This window comes from Rhizobium sp. Pop5, from assembly GCF_024721175.1.
In the GTDB taxonomy this organism is placed as follows: domain Bacteria; phylum Pseudomonadota; class Alphaproteobacteria; order Rhizobiales; family Rhizobiaceae; genus Rhizobium.
Genome location: NZ_CP099399.1, coordinates 1,700,882 through 1,725,680, shown reverse-complemented (window position 1 = coordinate 1,725,680; position 24,799 = coordinate 1,700,882). Strand labels below are relative to the sequence as shown.

General features: G+C 61.4%; 23 protein-coding genes and 1 tRNA gene. 12 read left to right on the top strand and 12 right to left on the bottom strand.

The genetic code is table 11. From position 1 onward, the window contains the following. Positions 1-88: 88 nt before the first annotated feature. The 5 genes from glp to NE852_RS10695 are packed head-to-tail and all read right to left on the bottom strand — an operon-like array spanning position 89 to position 5,555. Positions 89-1,312, bottom strand: a complete 1,224-nt coding sequence (gene glp / locus NE852_RS10715) for a gephyrin-like molybdotransferase Glp (protein ID WP_008526309.1) — start codon at positions 1,310-1,312, stop codon at positions 89-91. Further along, a complete protein-coding gene (gene moaC / locus NE852_RS10710; protein ID WP_037171324.1) occupies positions 1,309-1,806 on the bottom strand; it encodes a cyclic pyranopterin monophosphate synthase MoaC in 498 nt (165 codons plus the stop codon). The genes glp and moaC overlap by 4 nt, the downstream gene beginning before the upstream one ends. Position 1,807: 1 nt before the next feature. Further along, on the bottom strand, positions 1,808-2,620 hold the full coding sequence (trpC, locus tag NE852_RS10705; RefSeq protein WP_008526311.1) for an indole-3-glycerol phosphate synthase TrpC: 813 nt from the start codon (positions 2,618-2,620) through the stop codon (positions 1,808-1,810). 9 nt (positions 2,621-2,629) lie between these two features. Beyond that, complete coding sequence (gene trpD, locus NE852_RS10700) at positions 2,630-3,646, bottom strand: anthranilate phosphoribosyltransferase (RefSeq protein ID WP_008526312.1); 1,017 nt, start codon at positions 3,644-3,646, stop codon at positions 2,630-2,632. A 16-nt stretch (positions 3,647-3,662) separates the two neighbouring features. Further along, on the bottom strand, positions 3,663-5,555 hold the full coding sequence (locus NE852_RS10695) for a peptidylprolyl isomerase (protein WP_008526313.1): 1,893 nt from the start codon (positions 5,553-5,555) through the stop codon (positions 3,663-3,665). A gap of 219 nt (positions 5,556-5,774) precedes the next feature. Here NE852_RS10695 and NE852_RS10690 point away from each other — a divergent pair, with 219 nt between their 5' ends. Then, on the top strand, positions 5,775-6,056 hold the full coding sequence (locus NE852_RS10690; RefSeq protein WP_258156698.1) for a hypothetical protein: 282 nt from the start codon (positions 5,775-5,777) through the stop codon (positions 6,054-6,056). Between the two features lie 100 nt (positions 6,057-6,156). Here NE852_RS10690 and NE852_RS10685 read toward each other — a convergent pair whose 3' ends face one another. Then, a complete protein-coding gene (locus tag NE852_RS10685) occupies positions 6,157-6,411 on the bottom strand; it encodes a GlsB/YeaQ/YmgE family stress response membrane protein (protein WP_008526316.1) in 255 nt (84 codons plus the stop codon). A gap of 633 nt (positions 6,412-7,044) precedes the next feature. Here NE852_RS10685 and NE852_RS10680 point away from each other — a divergent pair. After that, the gene (locus NE852_RS10680; RefSeq protein ID WP_008526318.1) at positions 7,045-7,200 is read left to right on the top strand and encodes a hypothetical protein; all 156 of its coding nucleotides are present in this window, start codon (positions 7,045-7,047) and stop codon (positions 7,198-7,200) included. A 116-nt stretch (positions 7,201-7,316) separates the two neighbouring features. Here NE852_RS10680 and ltrA read toward each other — a convergent pair whose 3' ends face one another. After that, positions 7,317-8,576 carry a group II intron reverse transcriptase/maturase gene (gene ltrA / locus NE852_RS10675; RefSeq protein WP_245270929.1) on the bottom strand — a complete coding sequence of 420 codons (1,260 nt, stop codon included), beginning with the start codon at positions 8,574-8,576 and terminating at the stop codon, positions 7,317-7,319. 1,011 nt (positions 8,577-9,587) lie between these two features. Continuing rightward, positions 9,588-10,484, bottom strand: a complete 897-nt coding sequence (locus NE852_RS10670) for a LysR family transcriptional regulator (protein WP_008526325.1) — start codon at positions 10,482-10,484, stop codon at positions 9,588-9,590. Positions 10,485-10,625: 141 nt separating this feature from the next. On the opposite strand from NE852_RS10670, the gene NE852_RS10665 reads away from it, so the two are divergent. Beyond that, on the top strand, positions 10,626-12,053 hold the full coding sequence (locus NE852_RS10665; RefSeq protein WP_008526327.1) for an MFS transporter: 1,428 nt from the start codon (positions 10,626-10,628) through the stop codon (positions 12,051-12,053). 345 nt (positions 12,054-12,398) lie between these two features. Here NE852_RS10665 and NE852_RS10660 read toward each other — a convergent pair. Both NE852_RS10660 and NE852_RS10655 read right to left on the bottom strand, forming a co-directional pair. Next, a tRNA-Ser gene (locus NE852_RS10660) sits at positions 12,399-12,488 on the bottom strand. A 225-nt stretch (positions 12,489-12,713) separates the two neighbouring features. After that, complete coding sequence (locus NE852_RS10655; RefSeq protein ID WP_037171331.1) at positions 12,714-13,535, bottom strand: Ig-like domain-containing protein; 822 nt, start codon at positions 13,533-13,535, stop codon at positions 12,714-12,716. Positions 13,536-14,033: 498 nt separating this feature from the next. Between NE852_RS10655 and NE852_RS10650 the strand changes: the two genes are divergently transcribed. From NE852_RS10650 to NE852_RS10635, 4 genes are all read left to right on the top strand, one after another. Continuing rightward, positions 14,034-15,131 carry a septal ring lytic transglycosylase RlpA family protein gene (locus tag NE852_RS10650; protein ID WP_008526331.1) on the top strand — a complete coding sequence of 366 codons (1,098 nt, stop codon included), beginning with the start codon at positions 14,034-14,036 and terminating at the stop codon, positions 15,129-15,131. 72 nt (positions 15,132-15,203) lie between these two features. Continuing rightward, the gene (locus NE852_RS10645; RefSeq protein ID WP_037171335.1) at positions 15,204-16,397 is read left to right on the top strand and encodes a D-alanyl-D-alanine carboxypeptidase family protein; all 1,194 of its coding nucleotides are present in this window, start codon (positions 15,204-15,206) and stop codon (positions 16,395-16,397) included. A gap of 129 nt (positions 16,398-16,526) precedes the next feature. Then, complete coding sequence (tmk, locus tag NE852_RS10640; RefSeq protein WP_008526335.1) at positions 16,527-17,207, top strand: dTMP kinase; 681 nt, start codon at positions 16,527-16,529, stop codon at positions 17,205-17,207. Further along, on the top strand, positions 17,200-18,225 hold the full coding sequence (locus NE852_RS10635; protein WP_258156500.1) for a DNA polymerase III subunit delta': 1,026 nt from the start codon (positions 17,200-17,202) through the stop codon (positions 18,223-18,225). Before tmk ends, NE852_RS10635 begins: the two co-directional genes overlap by 8 nt. A gap of 32 nt (positions 18,226-18,257) precedes the next feature. On the opposite strand, the gene NE852_RS10630 is transcribed toward NE852_RS10635, so the two are convergent. Then, positions 18,258-19,046: a sulfite exporter TauE/SafE family protein gene (locus tag NE852_RS10630; protein ID WP_008526343.1), complete on the bottom strand. Its 789-nt coding sequence runs from the start codon at positions 19,044-19,046 to the stop codon at positions 18,258-18,260. 231 nt (positions 19,047-19,277) lie between these two features. Between NE852_RS10630 and metG the strand changes: the two genes are divergently transcribed. Genes metG through NE852_RS10615 form a run of 3 tightly spaced genes read left to right on the top strand, consistent with a single transcriptional unit; the run spans position 19,278 to position 22,446 of the window. Next, positions 19,278-20,831: a methionine--tRNA ligase gene (metG, locus tag NE852_RS10625; protein WP_258156499.1), complete on the top strand. Its 1,554-nt coding sequence runs from the start codon at positions 19,278-19,280 to the stop codon at positions 20,829-20,831. 3 nt (positions 20,832-20,834) lie between these two features. Then, positions 20,835-21,617 carry a TatD family hydrolase gene (locus tag NE852_RS10620; RefSeq protein ID WP_008526348.1) on the top strand — a complete coding sequence of 261 codons (783 nt, stop codon included), beginning with the start codon at positions 20,835-20,837 and terminating at the stop codon, positions 21,615-21,617. A 4-nt stretch (positions 21,618-21,621) separates the two neighbouring features. Beyond that, on the top strand, positions 21,622-22,446 hold the full coding sequence (locus NE852_RS10615) for an MBL fold metallo-hydrolase (RefSeq protein ID WP_008526349.1): 825 nt from the start codon (positions 21,622-21,624) through the stop codon (positions 22,444-22,446). A gap of 52 nt (positions 22,447-22,498) precedes the next feature. On the opposite strand, the gene NE852_RS10610 is transcribed toward NE852_RS10615, so the two are convergent. Beyond that, a complete protein-coding gene (locus NE852_RS10610) occupies positions 22,499-23,107 on the bottom strand; it encodes a TerC family protein (protein ID WP_008526350.1) in 609 nt (202 codons plus the stop codon). Between the two features lie 258 nt (positions 23,108-23,365). On the opposite strand from NE852_RS10610, the gene NE852_RS10605 reads away from it, so the two are divergent. Next, positions 23,366-24,052, top strand: coding sequence for a hypothetical protein (locus NE852_RS10605; protein ID WP_008526351.1), 687 nt, complete (start codon positions 23,366-23,368; stop codon positions 24,050-24,052). Positions 24,053-24,129: 77 nt separating this feature from the next. Beyond that, entirely contained in the window at positions 24,130-24,498 is a 369-nt protein-coding gene (locus NE852_RS10600) for a hypothetical protein (protein WP_037171342.1), read from the top strand. Positions 24,499-24,799: the final 301 nt, after the last annotated feature.

Below are 24,799 nucleotides of genomic sequence, written 5' to 3'. Positions count from 1 at the left end.
CTCACCTACAAATGTGGCTCCTGCTGCCCCGATCGGCGCGGGAGCGGAAAAAGATCGCCCAGAGATCGAAATAACTGAAACTGCAATATCAGCCGAGCAGGTCCGGCCGCAACAGCATGACCGGGCAGGGCGCTCCGGCTGGTAGCTCCGGCGCATGCGGCGGGCGGATGATGAGGCAGTCGGCCTGGGCGAAGACCTTCATCATCGAGGAATCCTGCTTGCCGAAGGGTTCGGCCAGCCAGTTTCCGGCGGCGGATTTCGACAGTTTCGCCCTGATATAATCCTGGCGGTGGTCGTTGGCGCGCAGCGTGACGGCCGCCTCCACCATTGCCTCGCGTTGCACCGGCGGCAGGGAGGCGAGTTTGCGGATCAGCGGCTCGAGGAAGAGCAGCGAGCAGACCAAACTCGAGACCGGATTGCCGGGCAGACCGAGCACATGGGTCTCGCCGAAGCTGCCGACCATCAGCGGTTTGCCGGGGCGCATGGCGATGCGCCAGAAATCGAGCTGCATGCCCGCCTCGATCAACGTCGCCTGCACCAGATCATGATCGCCAACTGAAGCGCCGCCGAGGGTGACAATAACATCGGCCTTGGCATCCCGCGCCTTGTCGATCGCGGCGGTGATCTTGGCTTTATCGTCAGGCACGATACCGAGATCGAGCACATCGGCGCCGGCTTTGCGGGCAAGGGCTGCGATGCCGAAGGTGTTGGAGGCGATGATCTGCGACGGGCCGGGCGTGCTTCCGGGCGGCAGCAATTCGTCGCCGGTCGCCAGGATGGCTATCAGCGGACGCCGGAGCACGTCAACATCGGGCCGGTTCATGCCGGCCGCGACGGTCAGCCGCGAAAAATCAAGCACCGCGCCAGCAGGGAGCACCGCTTCGCCTTCGGCGAAATCCTGGCCACGAGGGCGTACATGCTGGCCTTGCCGGACAGGGAAATTCGTTCGGATGCCGCCTTCAATCTTTTCGGCATCCTCCTGCAACAGGACGCTATCGGCGCCCGGCGGGACAGGCGCGCCGGTGAAGATGCGAACAGCTTCTCCCTTGCCAACGCTTCCTTCGAAGCCGTGGCCGGCGGAAGACGTGCCGATGACTTTCAACAGGACGCCAGGCTCAGGCGCGTCCTCGCGGCGCAGCGCGTAGCCATCCATGGCGGATGCATTGAAAGGCGGCTGGGTCAGGCCGGCCTTGAGATCGACGGCCAGGACACGACCTTCGGCCTCGGCGAGCAGCAGTGTCTCGGATGCCGTGACGGGCTTTGCGCGAGAGAGCAAACGGTTCAGGGCCTCCGGGACCGGTAGAAGGCTCATCTTGCCTCCGGATGTCTGAAATCACCGGATTTGCCGCCGGATTTTTCGAGCAGCCTGATGCCGCCGATCTCCATTGCCTTGTCGGCGGCCTTGGCCATGTCGTAGATCGTCAGACAGGCGACCGAAACGGCGGTCAGCGCCTCCATCTCTACACCGGTCTTGCCGGTCAGCTTTGCGGTTGCCGTGACGTGCAGGCCGGGCAGGGCGGCATCCTCCTCGATCTCGACCGTGACCTTTGTCAGCATCAGGGGATGGCAGAGCGGGATGAGATCGGCGGTGCGTTTTGCCGCCATGATGCCGGCAAGGCGCGCGGTGCCGATCACATCGCCCTTCTTGGCATTGCCCTCGCGGATCAGCGCAAGGGTTTCCGGCGCCATCTTCACATGGCCCTCGGCCGTGGCAATGCGCACCGTCTCGACCTTGTCGGAGACATCGACCATATGCGCCTCGCCGGAGGCATCGATATGGGTGAGGCCGGGCTTTCCGCCGCTCATATCATTCGGCCGCAATTGCGGCTTCGCCGAAGAGCAGCGCGCGGGTGGCGGCCGTTACGTCATCTTTTCGCATCAGGCTTTCGCCGACGAGGAAGGTATTGATACCGGCCGCCTGCAGGCGCTTGCAATCAGCATTGGTGAAAATGCCGCTTTCGCCGACCAGCAGCCGATCATCGGGCACCATGGCAGCCAGCGTCTCGCTGACCGTGAGGCTGACCTCGAAGGTGCGCAGATTGCGGTTGTTGATGCCGACGAGCGGTGAGGAAAGCTTCAGTGCGCGTTCCATTTCCGGCGCGTCGTGAACTTCGACCAGCACATCCATGCCGAGCGAGAAAGCCTCGTCCTGCAGACGTTCCGCATCGTCATCCGTCAGAGACGCCATGATGAGCAGAATGCAATCGGCGCCCCAGGCGCGCGCCTCGTGGACCTGATAGGTCTCGAACATGAAATCCTTGCGCAGCGCGGGCAGGGCACAGGCGGCGCGCGCTGCCGTCAGGAATTCCGGTGCCCCCTGGAAGCTCGGAATGTCGGTGAGAACCGAAAGGCAGGCCGCGCCACCGGCTTCATACGCCTTTGCAAGCGCCGGCGGATCAAAATCCGGTCGGATCAGCCCCTTGGACGGACTTGCCTTCTTGATCTCGGCGATGAGGCCCAACTGACCGGCATCGCGCTTGGCGACGAGCGCCTTTTGGAAGCCGCGCGGGGCGGACTGGCCGGCCTGCATGGCCTTCAGGTCGGCAAGCGAGGTCTTTGCCTTGGCGGCAGCGATTTCCTCGCGCTTGTAGGCTTCGATCTTCTTCAGGATATCGGTCATGAGGCGATCCTAGTCGATATCGTTGGAAACAGCGATGAGTTTGTCGAGCGCGGACGCCGTGGCGCCGCTGTCCAGCGATTCCGTCGCGAGCTTCATACCGTCGCGGATCGTCTCTGCCTTCCCGGCGATGACGAGCGATGCAGCCGCATTGGCGAGCGCGATATCACGATAGGCATTCTTTGCGCCGGCAAGCACTTCGCGAAGTGCTGCGGCGTTGACGGTGCCGTCTCCACCCTTGATATCGGCGAGCACGCAGGGCGACACGCCGAAATCGGCCGGCGACAGCTCGAAGGTGCGGATCTGGCCGTTCTCCAGCGCGGCGACACTGGTCTTGCCGGTCGTGGTGATTTCGTCGAGGCCATCACCGTGCACGACCCACACGCTTTCGGAACCGAGATCGCGCATGACTTCGGCAAGCGGCACCACCCATTGCGGCGCAAAGACGCCGAGAAGCTGGCGCTTGACGCCGGCCGGATTGGAGAGCGGCCCAAGCAGGTTAAAGATCGTGCGCGTGCCGAGTTCGACGCGCGAGGGGCCGACATGGCGCATGGCCGAATGGTGCTGCTGCGCGAACATGAAGCCGACGCCGGCCTCGGCGATGCAGCGGGAGATCATCTCGGGGGTGACCTCGAGATTGACGCCGAGTGCCGCGAGGCTGTCGGCAGCGCCCGATTTCGAGCTCAGCGCGCGGTTGCCGTGCTTGGCGACGGGAACGCCAGCGCCGGCGACGATGAGGGCCGCCAGCGTCGAGATGTTGTAGGTGCCGCTGGCATCACCACCGGTGCCGACGATATCGATCGCGTCGGCGGGCGCTTCCACACGCAGCATCTTGGAGCGCATCGTGGTGACCGCGCCGACGATCTCGTCGACCGTCTCGCCGCGAACGCGCAATGCCATCAGGAAGCCGCCGATCTGCGAAGGCGTTGCCTGGCCGGACATCAGGATATCGAAGGCCTGGCGGGCCTCGTCACGGGTCAGGGGCTCGCGGCTTGCTGCCTTGGCGAGAAGCGGCTTCAGATCGGTCATGCGGTTTCCAAGCCTCCTAGCGAACCGTCGCCTGCTCGGCGAGCTTCTGGTTGATCTGCGCGCCGTACTGCGTCTGCAGCAGGTTGACCATCTGATCGAGAATATCGTCGCCGGCGGCATTGGCCATGGCGGTGATCTGGGCATCGCGATTGTTCAGCACGTCGCCGGTCGGCTCAGCATTGACCTCAGTGACCTTCACCAGAATCTGCGTCGACGGATCGGCGCCGACGGCGCTCGCCACCGTATCTACCGGACCGGAGAAAGCCGCGGTGATCCCGCCGCGGCCGAGAACCGGATCGTCGGTGGAGCGGGTGAAGCCGCTCTTGCTTTCGACCGCGATGCCGAGCGGCGCGGCGATATCGGCAAGAGCGGTGCCCTTTGCAGCCTCAGCCTTCAATTCTTCGGCTTTCTTTGCGAGTGCGGCCTTCTGCTGTTCCGCCGTCCAGTCCTCGACGACCTTCTCGCGCACTTCGGCGACCGGACGCTCGCGATCCGGCGTGATTTCGCGGACGTTGAACCAGACGTAGCCGTCATTGCCCATCGGCAGCGGCGGCGCATCGACGCCGACTTCGGTCTTGAAGGCTTCGCCGAGCAACTGCTGCTTGATTGGAATATCCTTGATCTCGTTGCCGTCCTTGCCGGCACCGGTCATATCGACGGCATCAACGGGCACGGCCTTGAGCATCAACTGGTTGGCGATATCCTCCAACGTGGCGCCGCCGGCGCGCAGATCCTCGATGCGGTCGTGAACGTTGATCACTTCCTGAGAGGCGTTGGAAAGCGCCAGCTGCTTGCGGATATCTTCCTTCACCTCGTCGAAATTCTTGACCGTCTCCCGCTTGATATTCGTGATGCGCAGGATGACCGGGCCGAAGGAACCATCGACAACCGGCGAAGTGCCGCCATCGGTCGCCACCGCGAAGGCGGCGTCGGCAATAGCCTGATCGGGAACCTTGTCCTTCGTGAATTCGCCGAGCAGCACGTCGCTTGCCGTCTTGCCCTGATCGGAGACCAGCTGGTCGAAGCTGGTGCCGCTCTTCAGCGCCGTTGCGGCTGCTGCGGCGAGATCCTTGCTGGCGAAGGTCAGCTGCTCAATGGTGCGGCTTTCCGGCGTCTTAAAGGCATCCTTGCCCTTGTCGAAGGCTTCGCGGATCTGATCGTCGCTGACGGTCGCAGCATCGGCGATATCGGCGGGCTGCAGCTTGAGATAGATGAGCTTGCGGTACTCAGGTGCGCGGTAGCGCTGCTTGACCCCTTCGAACCACGTCGCCAGCACGTCGTCGGCCGGTGCCTTGATCGGCTCGATGTTGGCGTTGGTGAGCAGCAAGTAGTCGACGCTGCGGCTTTCATTGCCATAGAGCTTCAGGGCGTCGACCAGCGTCTTCGGCGCGGTGAAGCCGTTGGAGACGGCGTCGACGATCTGGCTGCGGACGGCAACCTTGCTGCGCTCCTTGATATAGTCGTCCTGGCGGATGCCAGCATTGCGCAGGCGCGAGATGAAGAGCTCGCGGTCGAACTTGCCGTTGACGGCCTTGAAAGCCGGGTCATCGCCGATCAGCTGGGCGAGGCGATCCTCGGAGAGGCCGAGATTCATGTCTTCGGCAAGCTGGTCGAGCGAGGCGCCGGCGACGAGCTGGGAGAGCACCTGCTGCTCGACGCCGAAGGCGCGGGCCTGCTCGGGGGTGAGGCGCGTGCCGAACTGCTGGCTGAGGCTTGCCACCTGGCGCTGGTAGGCGAGGCGGAATTCGTTGACGTCCACATGCTGATCGCCGACGGCCACGACCGTGGTGCTGTTGCCGCCCGTTATCAGCGACCGGGAAACACCCCAGATGCCGAAGGAGGCGACCAGCAGAAGCATCAGCAGCTTGGCAACCCAGGTCTGAGCGGCTCTTCTCAGAATGTCGAACATAGAAACGCAAACCTCACAGTATCATTGACCCGCACGCGGGCGGACATTCGACGTTCCTTAAAACAAACCCGACAGGAAATGAAGGGTTTGTCGCGCGAAAAGCTGCGTGGAGCGGCGGGCGGCGAGCAGGGGCCCGACGGGCAACAAAAGATCGGCTTCGGTGGAACCTTTCCGGCCGTCATTTCGTTGAGGCGGCATCCCATGAAACAGGAGCAGACCATGGCAGAATTGAAAACCGCTTCCGCCGAATCCACCGCTGCGCGCGTCAAGGCCGATATCGCAGCAGACGATCTGTCGGCGCAGGTCACGGCGCTGCGCGAAGATCTCTCCAGGCTAACCGAAAGCGTGCGGGCGCTGGGGCAGGGGGCAAAGTCTGTGGTTACCGATGAGGCTTCGCTGATGACGGAACGGCTGCGCGACAAGGTTCGCGAAGAACCGCTCATGGCACTCGCGGTCGCGGCTGGCGTCGCCTATCTTTTCGGCCTGCTGAGCCGCCGCTGAAATTGGAATTCGGACAGGGAAAAGCCGGACGTCATCAACGCCCGACTTGGAATTTCCAGTGCCCGACGACCGTCGCGACGGGCCATCCAGCGGAACCGGATTAGCGGCGAATGACGCGGCCGATTGCGATCAGAATGCAGGCGCCGATGAAACCGGTGATCAGATAGCCCAGCCAACCGGCCAGCGGCTGAATGTGCAGCAGACCCAGGAGCCAGTTGGCGACAATGGCGCCGACGATGCCGAGCAATATGTTCATGAGCACGCCCATATTGCTGCTCATGACCTTTTCAGCCAGCCATCCGGCAATACCGCCGATTATGATGGCCGCAATCCAACCCACTCCTGCGTTTTCCATGGTGTTTCCCTCCTGACAACACGACTCGAATGAATGCACAAAACGAAAAAAAGTTCCACTCCCGGAGGAACTTAAACAGCATTCACGGATAAAGCTGGGTGATTGGCGTCTCCAGCGCATAAGAGGCGAGCTGGAACAGAAGCCCGGCGATGGCAAGCATCGCGAAGCCGAAAGGCATGATCAGGCTTTTGCTGAACATCTTTTTCTCTCCCGTTTTGAGTAAATCATAAGCGGAAGCGGACGTTGCGCAAGATTATTATTAACAGATAGTTAAATGTGGAATTTAAGTAAAATTTTAAACATTACAAAAACCAATAGATCTGGCATGTGTTGAACAATAATACGCTCGTTAATGGTATTAGCTCTCTTAATTACAAGAAAACCTATTTCTTTACAGTCAAAATTTGCTTCAATGAAGTAAACTTGATCGATCAATACCAATTAATCCGCAAGCATTGCGTCCCAGGCTCGGGTTTGTGACGGCAGTTCAGGGTACCGCTTCAATAGCGCACAGATTTTCAATATAAATTCGCGTGGTGAGATTTTCGCACCATCCCACCGCCTTTCGGCGGATTGATTTTGGCGGCGATTGCATCATTGTTTTCAGATCGCAATTCAATCGGGGAAACATTGATGCCAAAAGCTGCCATCGCCCTTGCCTGCATTTGCCTGCTCACGCTTTCCGGCTGCGGCAACACTGCGCGCGGACTGAAGAAGGATGGGCAGGAGACAAGCCACGCATTGGACAATGCGACACATCGGGTGCTTTCTGCCGGCGCCAAGAAGTAGTCCAGCGACGGCGTGGCCGCCGATTATGTGGCCGGCCGCCCCTTTAATCGGGTAGGAGGGAGCCTTGCGGCACCCTCCTCCCACACCACCGTGCGAACGGTTCCGTACACGGCGGTTCATCGAGTGTGGTTTAGGCGTCGGAGTTCCTGTTGGAGTGAGACTAGCCCCAGCTGTTCGAAGAAGGCTTTTCGGAAGGCGTCGTTCATGTGGCTGGCCCCGGCATTCCACCAAGGGCCGTGGCCGTTCCCCGCCGAGTCACGGGCACGCTGTTCCGTCAGTCCTCGTTGCCTCAACCGCATAGCGCGCGTGGCCGGTTTCTTCCATTGCCGCCACAGGATGCAGCGCAACCTGCGCCGCAGCCAGCCATCAAGGTCCTCGAGAATCCCCTTACTGTCGGTCAGCCGGAAGTAAGCAATCCAGCCATGCAGGATCGGGGTAAGGTCTTTGATGGTGGCGCCAAGGGCGCGACCGCGCCCGGCACGGAAGGCAGCCTTCAGCTTGCCCCTGAACCGCGCCACGCTCGACGCCGCGATCCGCAGACGCGGCGCCTTGTGGGCGGTCATGGTGTAGCCGAGGAAGGTACGCTTCCATGGACGGTCCACGGCACTCTTCGCGCCATTGACCGTGAGCTTCAGCCGTTCGGTAAGGAAGCAGGTGAGCGAGGCCATGACCCGCTCGCCGGCATGCTGCGAACGTACATAGACGTTGCAGTCGTCGGCGTAGCGGCAGAAGGCATGACCGCGCCGCTCCAATTCCTTGTCGAGATCGTCGAGCAGGATATTTGACAGCAGCGGCGAGAGTGGACCGCCTTGCGGCGTGCCTTCGCTGCGTGCCGTTACGATCCCGCCCGTCATCAGCCCAGCCTGCAGGTAACGGCGGATCAACCGCAGCACCTGCGTGTCTCCGATTTTGCGTGCCACGCGTGCCATCAAGACATCGTGGTTCACTCGGTCGAAGAACTTCTCCAAATCAAGATCGACCACAAAGCGACGGCCGCCGGCCACATAAGACCGGGCGGCAAGAACCGCGTCGTGGGCGCTCCGCCCCGGCCGGAAGCCGTAGGAGGAAGCAGAGAAGTCCGGGTCGAAGATCGGCATCAGCACCTGATGCATCGCCTGCTGGATGAGTCGGTCCAGGACCGTCGGGATGCCCAATTGCCGCATCCCTTTGCCGCCAGGCTTGGGGATTTCCACCCCACGCACCGGCGTCGGTCTGTAGCGGTCCGCCAGCAGGTCTTCTCTGATGCGCGGCCAATGCTCCGCAAGGTATGGCTTCAATTGCTCGACAGACATCTTATCGATACCCGGCGCACCCTTGTTCGCCACCACCCGGCGGTAAGCCGCCATCATGTTCTCGCGGCTGAGGATCGCCTCCATCAGTCGCTCATTCGCCTCCGGTCGAGAGGATCCCGGCCCTGCCGTGGTGTCTGATGCACCCAATGCCTGCCCTCGCGGCTTCCGGCCGCTGCTCTCAGCATGGGCACGGGGCGTCTCAGCCCCGTCTTCTGCGTCTGTCCTCACCATCGAAAGACCGGCCTCCGTCCGGCACTCAATGTTCGGCCCTTCACCGCTTGGTCGGCTAATACGGCTTCTGCTGACCCCTGCCGCCCCATCCCGACGCCTCGCGACGCCGGTAGCACACCTGAAACCAGGGGCAGGTCGGCAGGTCTCCCAGGGTAAGACGCGTGACCTTCGTGCCATATACCTGTCGCATCTACGGCCGCATCCTCCGGGTGATATTGGACTTCAGGCATTTGTGCACCTTCGTCCGGATGCGGTCGCCTCATATGCGTTTCCTGTTCGTCAGGCCGGCACTTTGCTTACAACTTCCTTCAGACCTCGCCTTGCAACGACGCCCTTGTTGTTCGGCTAGCAGTTCCCATCACCAGGGCCTGCAGAGGACTTTCACCTCCAAGTCATCAACCGGATACCATCCCGGTCAAACGGTGCTCTCGCACCACGCGCCATGCCTGGCGCACACAAAAAAGACCCGCCTGGGGTAAGGCGGGCCTAAACTAACAGAGAGAATGACGGACAGAAGCCGTCTTTTTAGCAAGCAATGCACTGTGGGTGCATGACCCTACGTCGTTCTACGGGACCGTGACCGAGGGCGCCCGGGCAGCGGCCGCAGAAATCAAATCAGAAATTGCCCCAGTTCTGGGCGCGGGCACGGGCGCGAATGATTCGATATTCGCGACCGCCATAGAGCGAGCCGATGGTCAGCAGAATCGTCAGAAAGTCCCAGATGATATGCATCGTATCCTCCGTGGGGTGAATGTGTCTGCCGTCGATCGGTGAAGGTACAATAGCAATCTTTCGAACGTGCTTATATGACAAGAAATCGGGATGGGCGGAGCATTACCTCCTTCGCGCAAATCACCACTCTCCTCAACCAATCGCCGCGCAGGTGTCCCGAACACATTCGCGCAGCCAGCGATGCGCGGGATCGGCATCCATCCTCGGATGCCAGAGCAGCGAAACGGTGATATCCCGTGCGGAGACGGGCAGGGGGAAACTATGCATGCCCACCCGCAGCGCTTCGGTATGCCGTTCGGGAACGCTGGCAATCAGGTCTGAAGCGCGGACGAGAGCCAGCGCAGTCGAAAAGCCGCCGACGATCGTGGCGATCTGCCGTTCCAGCCCGAGCAGATCAAGAGCGTCGTCGATCGCTCCTCTGTCGAGCCCGCGTCGCGACACGGAGATGTGCCGGCCGGCCGCATAGCGAGACGGCGTGATCTCGCCTTGGCAAAGTGGATGTCCTGTCCGCACGACACCGACGAAGCGGTCGCGGAACAGGGCTTGCGCCCGCACCTCCGGCCCGGTCGTCTCGTCGACGACCCCGGTTTCCAGATCGACGGTGCCGTCGCGCAAAGGCGCGCTGTCCTTGTCCGGTTTCTGCATGAAGCACAGCCGCACGCCGGGCGCTTGTCTGTTGACCCGCTCGATGAGGACGGGTCCGAAGTTCTCGACGAAACCTTCGCTGGTGCGCAGTGTGAAGGTTCGGACCAACCGCTCAAGGTCGAGCGCCTCGGCCGGGCGGAGAACCGCTTGTGCCTCCTCGACGATCCGGCCGACCTTCTCGCGCAGCTCGAGCGCGCGGGGCGTGGGGACCAGACCGCGTCCGGCCCGGACCAGCAGCGGATCGCCCGTCGTTTCGCGCAGTCGCGCCAGCGCCCGGCTCATCGCCGACGGGCTGAGCCGCAACCTTCGCGCCGCGCGCGCAACGCTGCCTTCCGCAAGCAGCACATCAAGGGTGACCAGCAGGTTGAGATCGGGTGTCGACATTCGTCCGTCATAACATGGTTTGATCGTGATGTGGCGTCAAACGCATGAATGAAGTGCAAATAGTGCGGCTTCCGCCACACCAGATCGAGCACTAGGTTTTCGGCGGCTCCATCCAGGAGCCGCGAAAAAACAGAGGTCACGATGAAACCGATTATTGCGGAAGGCGACGAGGCAGATACGGAACGAACACGTTCCGTCCGATGGGCGCTCGCCAGCCTTTCCCTGACCATGCTGCTGCCGTCGCTCGGCACCAGCATCGCCAATGTCGCCCTGCCGTCTTTGGCGCAGGCGTTTGATGCCGCTTTCCAGGACGTTCAGTGGATTGTGCTCGCCTATCTCCTTGCTATTACCACCTCGATCGTCAGCGTCGGACGGCTCGGCGACACGATCGGCCGCAGACGGCTGCTGCTCATGGGCATCCTGCTCTTCACGCTGGCTTCCGTCCTGTGCGGTCTCGCGCCGACACTATGGACGCTGTTTGCCGCGCGCGCCTTGCAGGGCTTGGGCGCGGCCATCATGATGGCTCTGACGATGGCCTTTGTCGGCGAGACGGTGCCGACGGCGAGGACCGGCAGCGCCATGGGGCTGCTCGGAACGATGTCGGCGATCGGCACCGCTCTCGGCCCATCGCTCGGAGGCGTCTTGATCGCGGGATTCGGCTGGCCGGCCATCTTCCTCATCAACGCGCCGCTCGGCCTGTTGACCTTCGTCCTCGCCTACCGCCATCTGCCCGTCGAAAGCAGTAGAGAAAATACCGATCGGGCAGGATTCGACATTGCGGGCACATTGCTGCTGGCCCTGACGCTGTCGGCCTATGCGCTGGCGATGACGATCGGACACGGCAGGTTTGGTCCGCTGAATGCGGCTCTGCTGCTGGCCGCCGCCTTCGGCGCCGGTTTCTTCGTGTTCATCGAGGCGAGAACGACTTCGCCGCTGATTCGATTGGCGGCGTTCCGCAATCCGGTGATGGGCGCCAGCCTGACCATCAATGCACTCGTTTCGACGGTGATGATGGCGACGCTGGTGGTTGCCCCGTTCTACCTTTCGCGTTCGCTCGGTCTCGACGAAGCGCTGGTCGGAATCGTCATGTCGATCGGCCCTGTCATCTCCACCCTGAGCGGTGTTCCCGCCGGTCGCCTGGTCGACCGTCTGGGAGCGCCATTCATGGTTATCACCGGGCTCGCCGCCATGGCAGCCGGCTCCATCGCGCTCACCGTGCTGCCCGGTATTGCCGGCTACATCGCTGCCATCGCTATCCTGACACCGGGCTATCAATTGTTCCAGGCCGGCAACAATACGACCGTCATGATGGACGTCCGTCCCGAGCAGCGCGGCGTCATTTCGGGCATGCTCAACCTGTCGCGCAATCTCGGACTGATCACCGGTGCATCTCTCATGGGAGCCGTGTTTGCGCTCGCCTCGGCCACATCGGAGGCCACTATCGCGGATCCCGAAGCCGTTGCGTCAGGCATGCGGACCACCTTCGCCGTCGCAGCCGCGCTGATCGCCGCCGCGCTCGCCCTCGCGGCCCGGACTTACCTGCGCCGCCGGGCACTCGAGATCGGGTAGCTGGAGACGTTTCCGCTTACAGGACTGAGACCAAGGTCCGATCCATCCTGGACTTCGTGCCCATACCAAAGCGTCGGTCACTGCAATAGTTCTTTGCGCTCCGGTTGGCGTTTCGGAGTTTTTCAGTGACCAAGATTTTCGTTGTGGCAATGATACTTACGCCGCTTATATTCTGGGGCTCCATCGGCGCCCTGGTATATTCATACTTCTCATGATCAAGCTTCAACCGATCACTGCAGGAGGGATGCCCCGGCGCCGTATGGGACGCTTGAGAGATCGGCTGGGATCGAGACTTCACTTCAGGATGAAAATATAAGATAATTCAATCACTTATGCGCGATAAACTGGCGGAAGAGGTGGGATTCGAACCCACGGTACGGTTTCCCGCACGCCGGTTTTCAAGACCGGTTCCTTAAACCACTCGGACACTCTTCCAGGCAATTGGAAAGCCCAAAGAAATTCCGTTTCGGTGTTTCTTTTGGATCGGTGTTTCTACCGATTTGCTACCCATTCACTTGCTGGCGGGCTTTGTAGCAGCTTTGATCGCAGCGTCAACTTGTTCTGCAGCGTTCAACGTATCACCGCACAGAGGATCAAATCGGCTGCCTAACGCTCGGAAAGGCTGGAGAAACGGCCTCGACGGCCGCTTCTCGGCTATGGTCACACAAGGACGGTGAAGTTGTCGAAGGCGAGCTGTGGAAAGCCTGTAGGCTCCGTTTCAGGCGCGATATCGAAGCGGATGAAGTCGACGGCTCCGAGCGCCTCCAATGAAATATGCTGGCCATCGGCAATGGTGTCTCCATAGACCGTTACGGCCATCTCGCTCACCTTATTGCCACCGATGTAGCCCTCGAAGGTAACGAGAGCATCTACGCCTTCGTAACCGGCATCAAAAACGGTGGCGACGTCGACGCCCTCGACCGTGAAGAGCTTGCCGTCAACGCGGTCGAAAAAGGGATTGTAGGGATTGCTGACGACGTACTCGTTGCCACCCGCTTCAGCGACGGCCCATAGATTACCGTCGATCTTATCGCCAAACTTGAAGCCGGCATAACCCGAAGCAATATCCGATTGCCCTGGATATTCCTTGGGGGCGTTCTCGAAATCGATGGAATACAGCCCTTGCGGAGGCGCTTGGACGGCGATGTTGAAATCGGCGACGTCGGCACCGCCTTTTCCATCGGAGATCTTGAACGAGAATTTCTCTGAGAAGGCTTCACCTGGCTCAAGACTTGCTGGATCATTGACCGTGTAGGTATAGCTGCCGTCTGCCGAGATCGTCAGGGTTCCGTGTTCGCCCTCGATCGTAAGAAATCCGGGCTCACCGGCTTTGTTGGGAATTCTCAGACCGTTGACGAACTGAACCTGAAGCAGGTCTCCATCTGGATCTGACGCATTGTCGAGAAGGCTTCCTTCAATGGCTTCCATTGGTGAGTAGTCGTGGGTCAATACGCTAGGCACTGCTGGTTTGTGATTTGCCATGGCTCGTCCCCTAAAGATGAGCGTGGAAAGGACGCCGGGCTTCTACCCCGAACGCCCGCAAATAAACTTTCCACCTCCCTTTGAGTCAAGCAACAAAACACACGCACCAAGGGAACTCAGGCCGAGTTGGCTACTGCCTGCTCTAACTTAGACGTGTCAAATCCATCTGCAAACCACCACAGAACGAAACCCGCGCCGGCGACTGCAGCCTTGAATCTGGCGCTTTTCAGCTGTGCGAACGCGGCCAACCGTTTACCATGTGCCTCGCTTCGGCACGACGACTTCGAGCATCTTTGCGGCGGTGACAGGGCAGGGCGGCGGGACCGACGTTAGCAATTTATAAACCATAATCATTAGAATTGTTGCTATCGCTGCGAAATCGTTCGTAAATTTGCCACGATGACAGCAAGATTAAGCTATCGTTAGGCGGGTGGGAATAAGGCGCTATTGACCCATTATCGGGCAGCGTTCCTTAACCATATGAGCGGCGTGGGACATATGAAACTGGAATACGGGGCGGCGTCATTCGCAACGACAGCGCGGTGGCTGGCAATATCGGCGATGTGCGCGACGGTTGCAGCATGCGGCACGACACAGGCGGTTCCGAAGAAAAGAGCCCACGGCAAAGAATATTTTTCCGAATCCGAATATGGCGTGAAAGCGAGCCCGCGGGTCGCCACCGGCAACAATATCCCGAAGGGCGGCGGCCGCTACATGGTTGGCAACCCCTACGAGGTGAAGGGCAAGTGGTATTACCCGAAGGAAGACTTCGCCTATAACAAGGTCGGTGTCGCCTCCTGGTACGGGTCGGCTTTTCACGGGCGCCTGACGGCAAACGGCGAAGTCTACGACCAGATGCATCTTTCGGCCGCCCATCCGACTTTCCCGCTGCCGAGTTATGCGCGCGTCACCAATCTCGAAAACGGCTCATCCATTGTCGTGCGCGTCAACGATCGCGGCCCCTATCACGAAGGCCGTATCATCGATCTTTCCAACAAGACCGCCGACATGCTGGATCTGCAGCACAGCGGCACCGGCAAAGTGCGCGTGCAATATGTCGGCCGCGCCCGTATGGACGGCCATGACATGCCATATCTCATGGCATCCTACGCGCCGAAGGGCAGCCGCCTTCCGGGGATCAATCCGGAAGGCCAGATCGCAACCGGCGTGATGGTCGCCTCCAACAGCCGCAAGATCACCCGCGACCAACTGCAGAGCGCCGAAGATTACGAGACGCCCGCCAACGTACCGGTGCCGATGTCGGCGACCTCCTATGCAGGTTCGACGCCCAGCGCCCGCTACAATGCAGCGCCCGCACTCGCGCCGGCTGCCCACGTCCTGGTCGCGCCGTCTGCACCCTCGGGAAATGCGATGCAGGCCTTCGACCAGATGGTCGTGCTGCCGGAAATCGGCCCCATGCCCTATGAGCGCCCCTATGGCGGGGGATCGCTTGCGCTCGGCTATCAGAGCGAAGAGGTGAGGACGGTGACAGTCGATCTCGCTTTCGACGCGGTCATGGTGCGCAATGACGGGCTGACGCAGGAGTCGATCCTTGCTTCTGCAAAGCGCCAGCAGGCAAGATCCGCCGCGCGCTGAGCATGGCAATTGCATCGGATTCCCTCTCGCTCTAAGCTCCTTAAAGACGACGCTCGTTCGATGGGAATTGCGATGCTGAAGCCTTTGCTTCGCCTTCTTGCTTGCCTCATGCCGCTCGCCACCGGCGCGCTTGCAGCCGATGGCGGCACCGTCGGTTTCGCCACCAAGGCGACGCAGGCCTATATGATCGAGGCGTCCACGGGCACCGTGCTTCTCGCCAAAAACGAGGACCAGGGCTTTTCGCCGGCTTCGCTCGCCAAGCTGATGACGATGGATCTCGTTTTCGACGCGGTGACAAAGGGTCAGATCACGCTCGATACCGAATATCCGGTTTCGGAATATGCCTGGCGCACAGGCGGCGCACCGTCGCGGACGGCAACGATGTTCGCCGCGCTTAAATCGCGGGTGCGCGTCGAGGACCTGATCAAGGGCGTCGCCATCCAAGGCGCCAATGATGCCTGCATCGTGCTTGCTGAAGGCATGGCGGGAAGCGAACAGCAATTTGCTGAATCGATGACGCGCCACGCCCGCGAACTCGGCCTGGAAAAGGCCGTGTTCGGCAATTCCACCGGCCTTCCCGATGGCAGGAGCAAGGTGACGGCACGCGAAATGGTGACGCTCGCCGCTGCCCTTCAGCAGTCCTATCCGAGCCTCTATGCCTATTTCGCGCAGCCGGAATTCGAGTGGAACAAGATCCAGCAGCGAAACAGGAATCCGCTGCTGGGGTTCGATCTCGGCGCCGACGGGCTTGCGACCGGCTTCACCGAAGGCGAAGGCTATTCGATTGTCGCTTCGGTCGAGCGCGACGGCAGACGACTGTTTCTGGCGCTTGCCGGCATCGCTTCCGACAAGGAGCGGACGGAGGAAGCCAAGCGCGTGCTGGAATGGGGCCTGACGGCCTTCGAGAACCGCCAGATCTTCGCCGATAAGGAAGTCATCGGCGCAGCCAGCGTCTATGGCGGCACGGCGCGCACCGTCGATCTCATCGCCAAGGGGCCTGTCAGCGTCTATATCCCGATCAGCAATCCCGACCGGCTGTCGGCGCGCATCGTCTATCGATGGCCGCTGACGGCGCCGGTCAAGCCGGATTTCCAGGCAGGCACGCTCAAGATCTTTGCCGGCAGCAGGCTGCTCAGGGAAGTGCCGCTCTATACCGTGCAGGCGGTGGACGAGGGTTCGCTCAGCAGCCGTGCAGTGGACGCCATGCTGGAGCTCGGCGAGTCGCTGTTCTTCTCCTGGCTCTGGGACAAGTCTGCGCCCGGCTGAGCCCGCTTGCCATGCAATTTGCCGGGAAAGGTGAATATGTCGCCGCGGCTAAAGGTTTTCCTCCCTGATATCTTCGGATAGATAGAAGGGGCAGGGCGCGTGCGGCGCCCGGAATGCGGGAAGTTGTCATTGTCATCCGGTACGGGACTGTTCGTTACGTTTGAAGGCGGGGAAGGCGCTGGGAAATCCACGCAGATCCGCCGCCTCGCCGAGGCGCTGAAGGGCGAAGGTCACGATGTGCTGGTGACGCGAGAGCCGGGCGGATCTCCGGGTGCGGAGGCCGTGCGCCATGTGCTGCTCTCGGGCGCCGCCGAAGCCTTCGGCACACGAATGGAGGCGATCCTTTTCGCTGCGGCGCGCAACGACCATGTCGAAGAGGTGATCCGGCCGGCGCTTGCCGCAGGTAAGGTCGTGCTTTGCGACCGCTTCATGGATTCCTCCCGCGTCTACCAGGGCATTACCGGCAATCTCGAACCCGATTTCATCGAGACCCTGCAGCGTGTCGCCATCAACGGCGTGATGCCCGATTGCACCGTGATCCTCGACATCCCCGCCAGGATCGGGTTGGAGCGGGCGCAGAAGCGCGCTGCCGCCGACGGTCCGGACCGCTTCGAGAAAGAGCGGCTCGAAACGCACGAGAAACGACGCGAGGCCTTTCTCGACATCGCCGCCCGCGAGCCGGAGCGCTGCCACGTGATCAACGGCATGCAGGCGGAAGAAGCGATTGCCGCCGAGATCGCGGCGATCGTCAAGCAGCTGCTGTCGCCGTCAGGCCACGTCAGGACGCCGGAAGCCGCCCATCATGAGTGAGGAAAGGCCTGGACTGCTCGACGGCGCCATCTGGCCGGCGGAAAACACCCGGCTGTTCGGCCACGAGGAGGCGGAGGCGTTCCTCGCCCAGTCCTATCGGTCCGGCAAGGGCCATCACGCCATCCTGATCGAGGGGCCGGAGGGCATCGGCAAGGCGACGCTCGCCTTTCGCTTCGCCAATCACGTGCTCTCGCATCCCGATCCCGACGCCGCGCCGGAAACGATCGGCGATCCCGATCCGGCCTCTGCCGTCAGCCGGCAGATCGTCTCCGGCGCCTCGCACAATCTCCTGCATCTTGCCCGGCCGGTGGATGAAAAGACCGGCAAGGTGAAGTCGGCGATAACGGTCGACGAAGTGCGTCGCGCCGGCAAGTTCTTCTCGCAGACGTCGGGCACGGGCAACTGGCGGATCGTCATCATCGACCCGGCCGACGATATGAACCGCAACGCGGCCAATGCTATCCTGAAGATCCTCGAAGAGCCGCCGAAGCGGGCGCTGTTCCTAGTGCTTTCGCATGCGCCTGGACGGCTGCTGCCGACGATCCGCTCGCGCTGCCTCCCCTTAAAACTCGCGCCACTTGCCGACGATGCGCTGATCGCGGCCCTCGCCCATCTCGGGGTATCGGGGGAGGGTGAGGCGGTGCTTTCGGCGGCCAAGGGCAGTGTCGGTGAGGCTCTGAAACTGTTGAACTACGGTGGAGGCGAAATCATCGCCGCCTATGACGAAATGCTTTCCGCCGAAGGCCCGACGGCGCGCAAGGCAATGCATCGGCTGGCCGATGCCCTGTCCGGCAAGGAAAGCGACACGATCTTCGATTTCTTCGTCAGCCATGTCGGCGACGACATCATGAACCGCGCCCGCGCGGCGGCAGGCGAAGGGCGGATCGCCGCGGCGGAGCGCTTGGCGCGACTCTATTCCGAGATCACCGAGCGGCTCACCATCTCCGATGGCTACAATCTCGATCGCAAGCAAACGATCATCAGCATTCTTGCCGATATCAAGCAGCCGGGCCTTTGAAGCGCACCGAGATTTTTGACATCACGCTCTAATCAGCCGGCCAACAGCTTCCATGCGACGACGGCGAGCGTGGCGGCCAGGACGATGCGGATGGTGCGTTCGTGCAGCTTCGGCGCCAGAAGACTTCCGACGATAATGCCGGGAATCGAGCCGACGAGCAGGGCAAGCAGCATCGCCCAATCGATCTCACCGATTAACCAGTAACCCATGCCGCCGATCAGGGTCAGCGGCACGGCATGGACGATATCGGAGCCGACAATCTCGCGCACGTCGAGCCTGGGATAAAGGACCAGCAGGATCGTCACCCCCAGCGCGCCGGCACCGACCGAGGTCAAGGTGACGAGAACGCCGAGCAGGAAGCCGAGAGCGACAGTGAAGGCCACAATCGTCCCCGGCCGCGGCGGCGTGCGCTCTCCAATGGCGCGGCGTGCAAACGCGAGTATCTGGCCTCGGAAGATCAGCATGATCGCGGTCATGACGAGGAGCCAGCCGAGCGCCGTCGTGATGGTATGGGCGACGACGATGCTCTTGCGATCGACGCCGGCCAGCAGCCACAGCATCAGCAAGGCGGCCGGCACGCTGCCTGCGGCCAGGCCGCCGACGATCTTCCAGTTGATACGCCCGTGCATGCCGTGAACAGCGGTGCCCGCCGTCTTGGTGATCGCCGCATAGAGAAGATCCGTGCCCACGGCGGTTGCGGGGTGGACGCCGAAAAGCAGCACCAGCAGGGGCGTCATCAGCGACCCGCCGCCAACGCCTGTGATACCGACGAGCGCGCCGACGCAGAGGCCCGAAAGCGAATAGAGGGGTTCGAAGGTCAATCGAGCGCCTCCGACGGCGCGCGGCTACGATGCTTCCGGTATATATAAATTGGCACTTTGTTCTGTCCCGCCCTCTTTTTCATGACGGGTAAATTGCGGCGGAACATGAGTCAAGCTCACGCCGCCATGTCCGGAATCATCGACAGCGGCGAAACTTGATGTTTCGCTTGGCGGTGACATGCGCTAAGAGCGGCTGACCATTTTTATAGAGTTAGCCGGACATTGGCCGCCATGACAGACAAGACACCCTTCTACATCACCACCGCGATTTCCTATCCCAACGGCAAGCCGCATATCGGCCATGCCTACGAGCTGATCGCGACGGATACGATGGCGCGTTACCAGCGCCTGGACGGCAGGGATGTCTTCTTCCTGACGGGCACTGACGAACACGGCCAGAAGATGCAGCAGACCGCGCGCGCCGAGGGGATTAGCGCGCAGGCGCTTGCAGACCGCAACTCCGGCGAATTCGAGGCGATGGCGAAGTTGCTCAACGCCTCGAACGATGACTTCATCCGCACCACGCAGGAGCGTCATCACGAGACCTCGCGCAACATCTGGAACCTGATGGCCGAGAACGGCGACATCTACAAGGATAGTTACGCCGGCTGGTATTCGGTGCGCGACGAGGCCTATTACCAGGAAAACGAGACGGAGCTGCGCGCCGACGGCGTGCGCTACGGGCCGCAGGGCACGCCGGTCGAGTGGGTGGAAGAGGCAAGCTATTTCTTCAAGCTCTCCGAATATCAGGACAGGCTCCTGAAGCATTACGAGGAGAATCCTGATTTCATCGGTCCGGCCGAGCGCCGCAACGAGGTGATCTCATTCGTCAAGTCGGGCTTGAAAGACCTCTCGGTCTCGCGCACGACCTTCGACTGGGGCATCAAGGTCCCGAACGATCCCGCCCACGTCATGTATGTCTGGGTCGACGCGCTGACCAACTACATCACCGCGACGGGCTATATCGAAGACCGGAACGGCCCCCGGGCGAAATACTGGCCGGCGGATGTGCACATCATCGGCAAGGACATTATCCGCTTCCACGCCGTCTACTGGCCGGCCTTCCTGATGTCGGCGAAGCTGCCGCTGCCGAAGCGCGTCTTTGCCCACGGCTTCCTGCTCAACAAGGGCGAGAAGATGTCGAAGTCGCTTGGCAACGTCGTCGACCCCGTCAATCTCGTGAACCATTTCGGCCTTGACCAGGTGCGCTACTTCTTCTTGCGCGAAGTCTCCTTCGGCCAGGACGGCAGCTATAGCGAAGAGGCGATCGGCACGCGCATCAATTCCGATCTCGCCAACGGCATCGGCAACCTCGCCAGCCGCTCGCTGTCGATGATCATCAAGAATTGCGACGGCAAGATCCCGGAATGCGGGCCGCTGACCGACGAGGACAAGGCGATGCTGGCGCAGGCCGACGCGCTGTATGCCTCGACGCGCGAGGACATGGGCAAGCAGCTCATTCACCGGGCGCTCGCCTCGATCATCGCTGTTGTTTCGGAAGCCGACCGCTATTTCGCCGGCCAGGCCCCGTGGGCGCTGAAGAAGACGGATCCGGCGCGCATGGGCACGGTGCTTTACGTCACCGCCGAAGTCGTGCGCCAGATCGCGATCCTGCTGCAGCCCTTCATGCCGGAATCATCGGGCAAGCTGCTCGACCTCGTGGCGGCGCCCGCGGACAAGCGCGACTTTGCCGCCCTAGGAGAGGCCGGTCGCCTCGTTGCCGGAACGGCGCTCGAAGCGCCGGCGCCGGTCTTCCCACGTTACGTTCCGCCTGTGGAGGCGTAAGCCGTGTTGATCGATACGCATTGCCATCTTGATTTCGCCGACTTCGAGGCGGAGCGCGACGAAATTGTCACGCGCGCCCATCAGGCCGGTGTCAGGCAGATGGTGACGATCTCGACGCGCGTGCGCAAGCTCGACGGTCTGCTCGCCATCACCGAGAAATATCCATCCGTCTTCTGCTCGGTCGGCACGCATCCGAACAATGCGGGCGACGAGCTCGACATCCAGACGGAAGATCTGGTGCGTCTCGCCAATGCCCATCAAAAGATCGTCGCGATCGGCGAAGCCGGCCTCGATTATTTCTACGACACGCAGAAGCCCGAGGATCAGCAGACCGGATTTCGCCGGCATATTGCCGCCGCCCGGCAAACGCAGCTTCCGCTCGTCATCCACAGCCGCAGCGCCGACGAAGACATGGCCGCAATCCTGACCGAGGAGACGGGGAAGGGGGCCTTCCCCTTCATTCTGCATTGCTTCTCGGCAGGGCCGGAGCTGGCAAAGACCGGCGTCGAACTCGGCGGCTATGTCTCGTTCTCGGGCATCCTGACCTTCCCGAAATCGGAGGAGCTGCGCGAGATCGCCAAAACGATCCCGCATGAGCGGCTGCTGGTCGAAACCGACGCGCCCTATCTCGCGCCGAAGCGCTGGCGCGGCAAGCGCAACGAGCCGTCCTATGTCGTCAATACGGCCGAGGTGCTCGGCGAGACGATCGGCCTTTCCTATGCGGAGATCGCGCGGATCACGACGGAGAACGCTTTCCGCCTGTTCTCGAAAATGCCGAGGATCTAGCGGCGTGCTCTACCGGCGGCGTTTCACCATTCTCGGCTGTTCGTCGTCTCCGGGCGTGCCGCGCATCACCGGCGACTGGGGCGCCTGCAATCCCGAAAATCCGAAAAACCGGCGCACGCGCGCCTCGTTCATGGTGCAGCAATTTGCGCCGGACGGCGGGGTTACGACCGTCGTCATCGACACCGGGCCCGATTTTCGCGAGCAGATGATCAGGGCAGGGGCCGACCATGTCGATGCGGTGCTCTACAGCCATCCGCATGCCGATCATATTCATGGCATCGATGATCTCAGGGGCTATTTCCACAATACGCGCCGCCGGGTACCGATCTTTGCCGACCAATTCACGATGGACAGGCTGCGTGACGCCTTCGGCTATTGCCTGGAAACGCCGCCCGGCAGCAATTACCCGCCGATTGTACTGCCTGTTGTCATCGAAAATCTCGACGAACCCCTGGAAATCAGTGGTCCCGGCGGCAAGATAGCCTTCCATCCGCATATCCAGCAGCACGGCGATATCTACTCGCTTGGCTTTCGCATCGGCGATGTGGCTTATTGCAGCGATATCAGCGACTTCCCGCCGCAAACCGTCGAGAAGCTTCACAATCTCGATGTGCTGATCATCGACGCGCTGCAATACACCTACCATCCGAGCCATCTGTCCTTGGAACAATCGCTCGACTGGATCGGCCGGTTAAAGCCGAAACGGGCAATCCTGACCCATATGCACACGCCGCTCGACTACGATGCTGTGATGGCTGAGACGCCGGACCATGTGGTGCCGGCCTATGACCAGATGAGCTTCGAGACCGAGGTCCGAATCCCGGCCTGAGCCTCGTCCTCCGGGTAGGGGCTTCAAGTCCCAAGGACGGGCGCGAGGCCCGTTACTGCATATAGGGCAGAACCTCGACAGCGCCGCGATGGATCATGTCGAGCGAGACGTAGAGGATGATCAGCAGGCCGACATAGGCGATCCAGCGATGGCGGTTGAGCAACCGGGCGATGAGGTTTGCGGCGATACCCATCAGCGCGATCGACAACCCGAGACCGATGACCAGAACGCCGGGATGCTCGCGCGCAGCACCCGCAACGGCGAGCACGTTGTCGAGCGACATCGACACGTCGGCGATCACAATCTGGGTCGCCGCCTGGAAGAAAGTCTTTTTCGGCGCGCTTCCCGCATTCGCCGCATCGTGAGCCTCGCCATGGCCGGCGCGAATCTCGCGCCACATCTTCCAGCAGACCCAGAGCAGCAGCAGGCCGCCGGCCAGCAACAGGCCGACAATCGCCAGCAGATATACGGCGACGCTGGCAAAGAGGATACGCAGCACAGTTGCGGCCAGAATGCCGACGACGATCGCTTTGCGGCGCTGGGATGCCTCCAGGCCGGCAGCGGCAAGGCCAATGACCACGGCGTTATCGCCGGCGAGAACGAGGTCGATAGCGATGACCTGCAGCAAAGCCGTCAGAGCGGCTGCCGTAAAGAAATCCATAGTGATTACCCCCAATGCGTTAGAAGGGTGCTAGCCTCTCGAAAGTTTGACGTCAACCGCTGACAGGATGCGTTGAGCCGCAATCCGCTGCTGCGCATCGGGAGTGCCCAGGCGACAACGTTATGAAACTGAAGACGAGGGGCTGCGTCATCATCCGGTCCGTTGCCATTTCCCTGGAACATTCATCTCATCCGCCGGTTCTTCCAGTCAGGAAATCAGGCCGATCGACGGCTGTATCTGCATCGAGAGGAAAGCCCCGTGAGCAACATTTACAAGGATACCAACCCAGCCTTCTCAGGCCCGGCAGGCCGCAGCAGCCTTGCTGCGTTTTTTGACAGCCGATCGGAAGCCGAGTCCGCAGTTTCCCGTCTTGAAGACGCGGGCATTCCGACTGCGAGGATACGGCTGATGCCGGGATATGAAGCGGACGGAAAAAATGCCGGTATGATGAGTGACGACCGCAGCGGCTTCTTCGACGCACTGGCGGACTTCTTCTTCCCCGACGAGGATCGGGGAGTCTATGCAGAGGGATTGCGGCGCGGCGGCTTCCTCGTCCAGGTCAGCGACATCGATGACGCGCTCTATGAAACCGTCCATGACATTCTGGACGACGAGGGCAGCATCGACATGGACGAGCGGGCGGATCGCTGGTCGTCGGAGGGCGCATTTAAAGGTGCGTCGAATGCGGGCTTTGCAGGACCTGCCCACGGCGGCAAATCCTCGGAAGATCTCGCGGTATCGGAGAGCGCGTTCGAAGAGCAGGCTCCGGCTTCCGAAGACGCGCGCCCGGTTGCAATGCGCGACATCGCGCACGGAAGCGCCAAAGTGCGTGCCTACACGTTCACTGGTACCGATTCCGCGCCATCGAACGATGCCGATCGGCAATCGCAGAGCCAGTCGCAAGGCGGATTGCAACAGAGCCAGGGTTTCCGACGTGATCACTGACGCCCCAGAGGCGGTAAGAGGCCCGGCGGTAGCGCCGGGCCGCATCCCGTTTCGCTCAGATATTCGAGGACATGTCCATGCAATCATCCATCAACCGTGACGGCTTCCTTCCGCCCGACCCCGACGAACTGATCGAGGAGGGCGAACTGCCCTTTGCCGATGCCGCGCCTGACAAGGCCGACACTGGTTTGACTGCTTTGCAGCGGGAGCTAAGGCTGCTCCGCGCCCGCATCGATATACTGCGCGAGGATGCGGAGGCGGCGCTGAAGGCCAAGGCGACATCGATCGATGCAAACGCTCATGTCCAGCTCGGCGACTATCCCTGGCTGAAGCTCGCCGCGGCGACGAGCGCAGCCTTCGTCGTAGCCAGGATCGTTCGAAACCTTCCATTCCACGCGCTGTTTGCCGGCTTTGCCAGCCATCTCGCGGAGACGAGACGGCGGTGAAGGGCTGGCGCGCAAAAGCTTGACGGACAGTGTTGCGCCCATCACTGGAGAAGGGCGCCCGGAATTTTTGTCATAATAGTCAAATCTTATCTGAATGATGTGGTTGTTTCTTCAACCGTTTGTTTCGGCTACTGAAGATGCGGGAAATGACCGGTGGCCTGTGATAGCGGTTGATCGCACGATCTTGCCGTGGACTCGAAACCCATTTCCTTCCTGATGCAGACGTCTTTCTCCTCCAGATCACCTTAAGGCGTTTTCAGCCGGACGACCGGGCGCGACGACCGGCCAACGGTCAAGTATG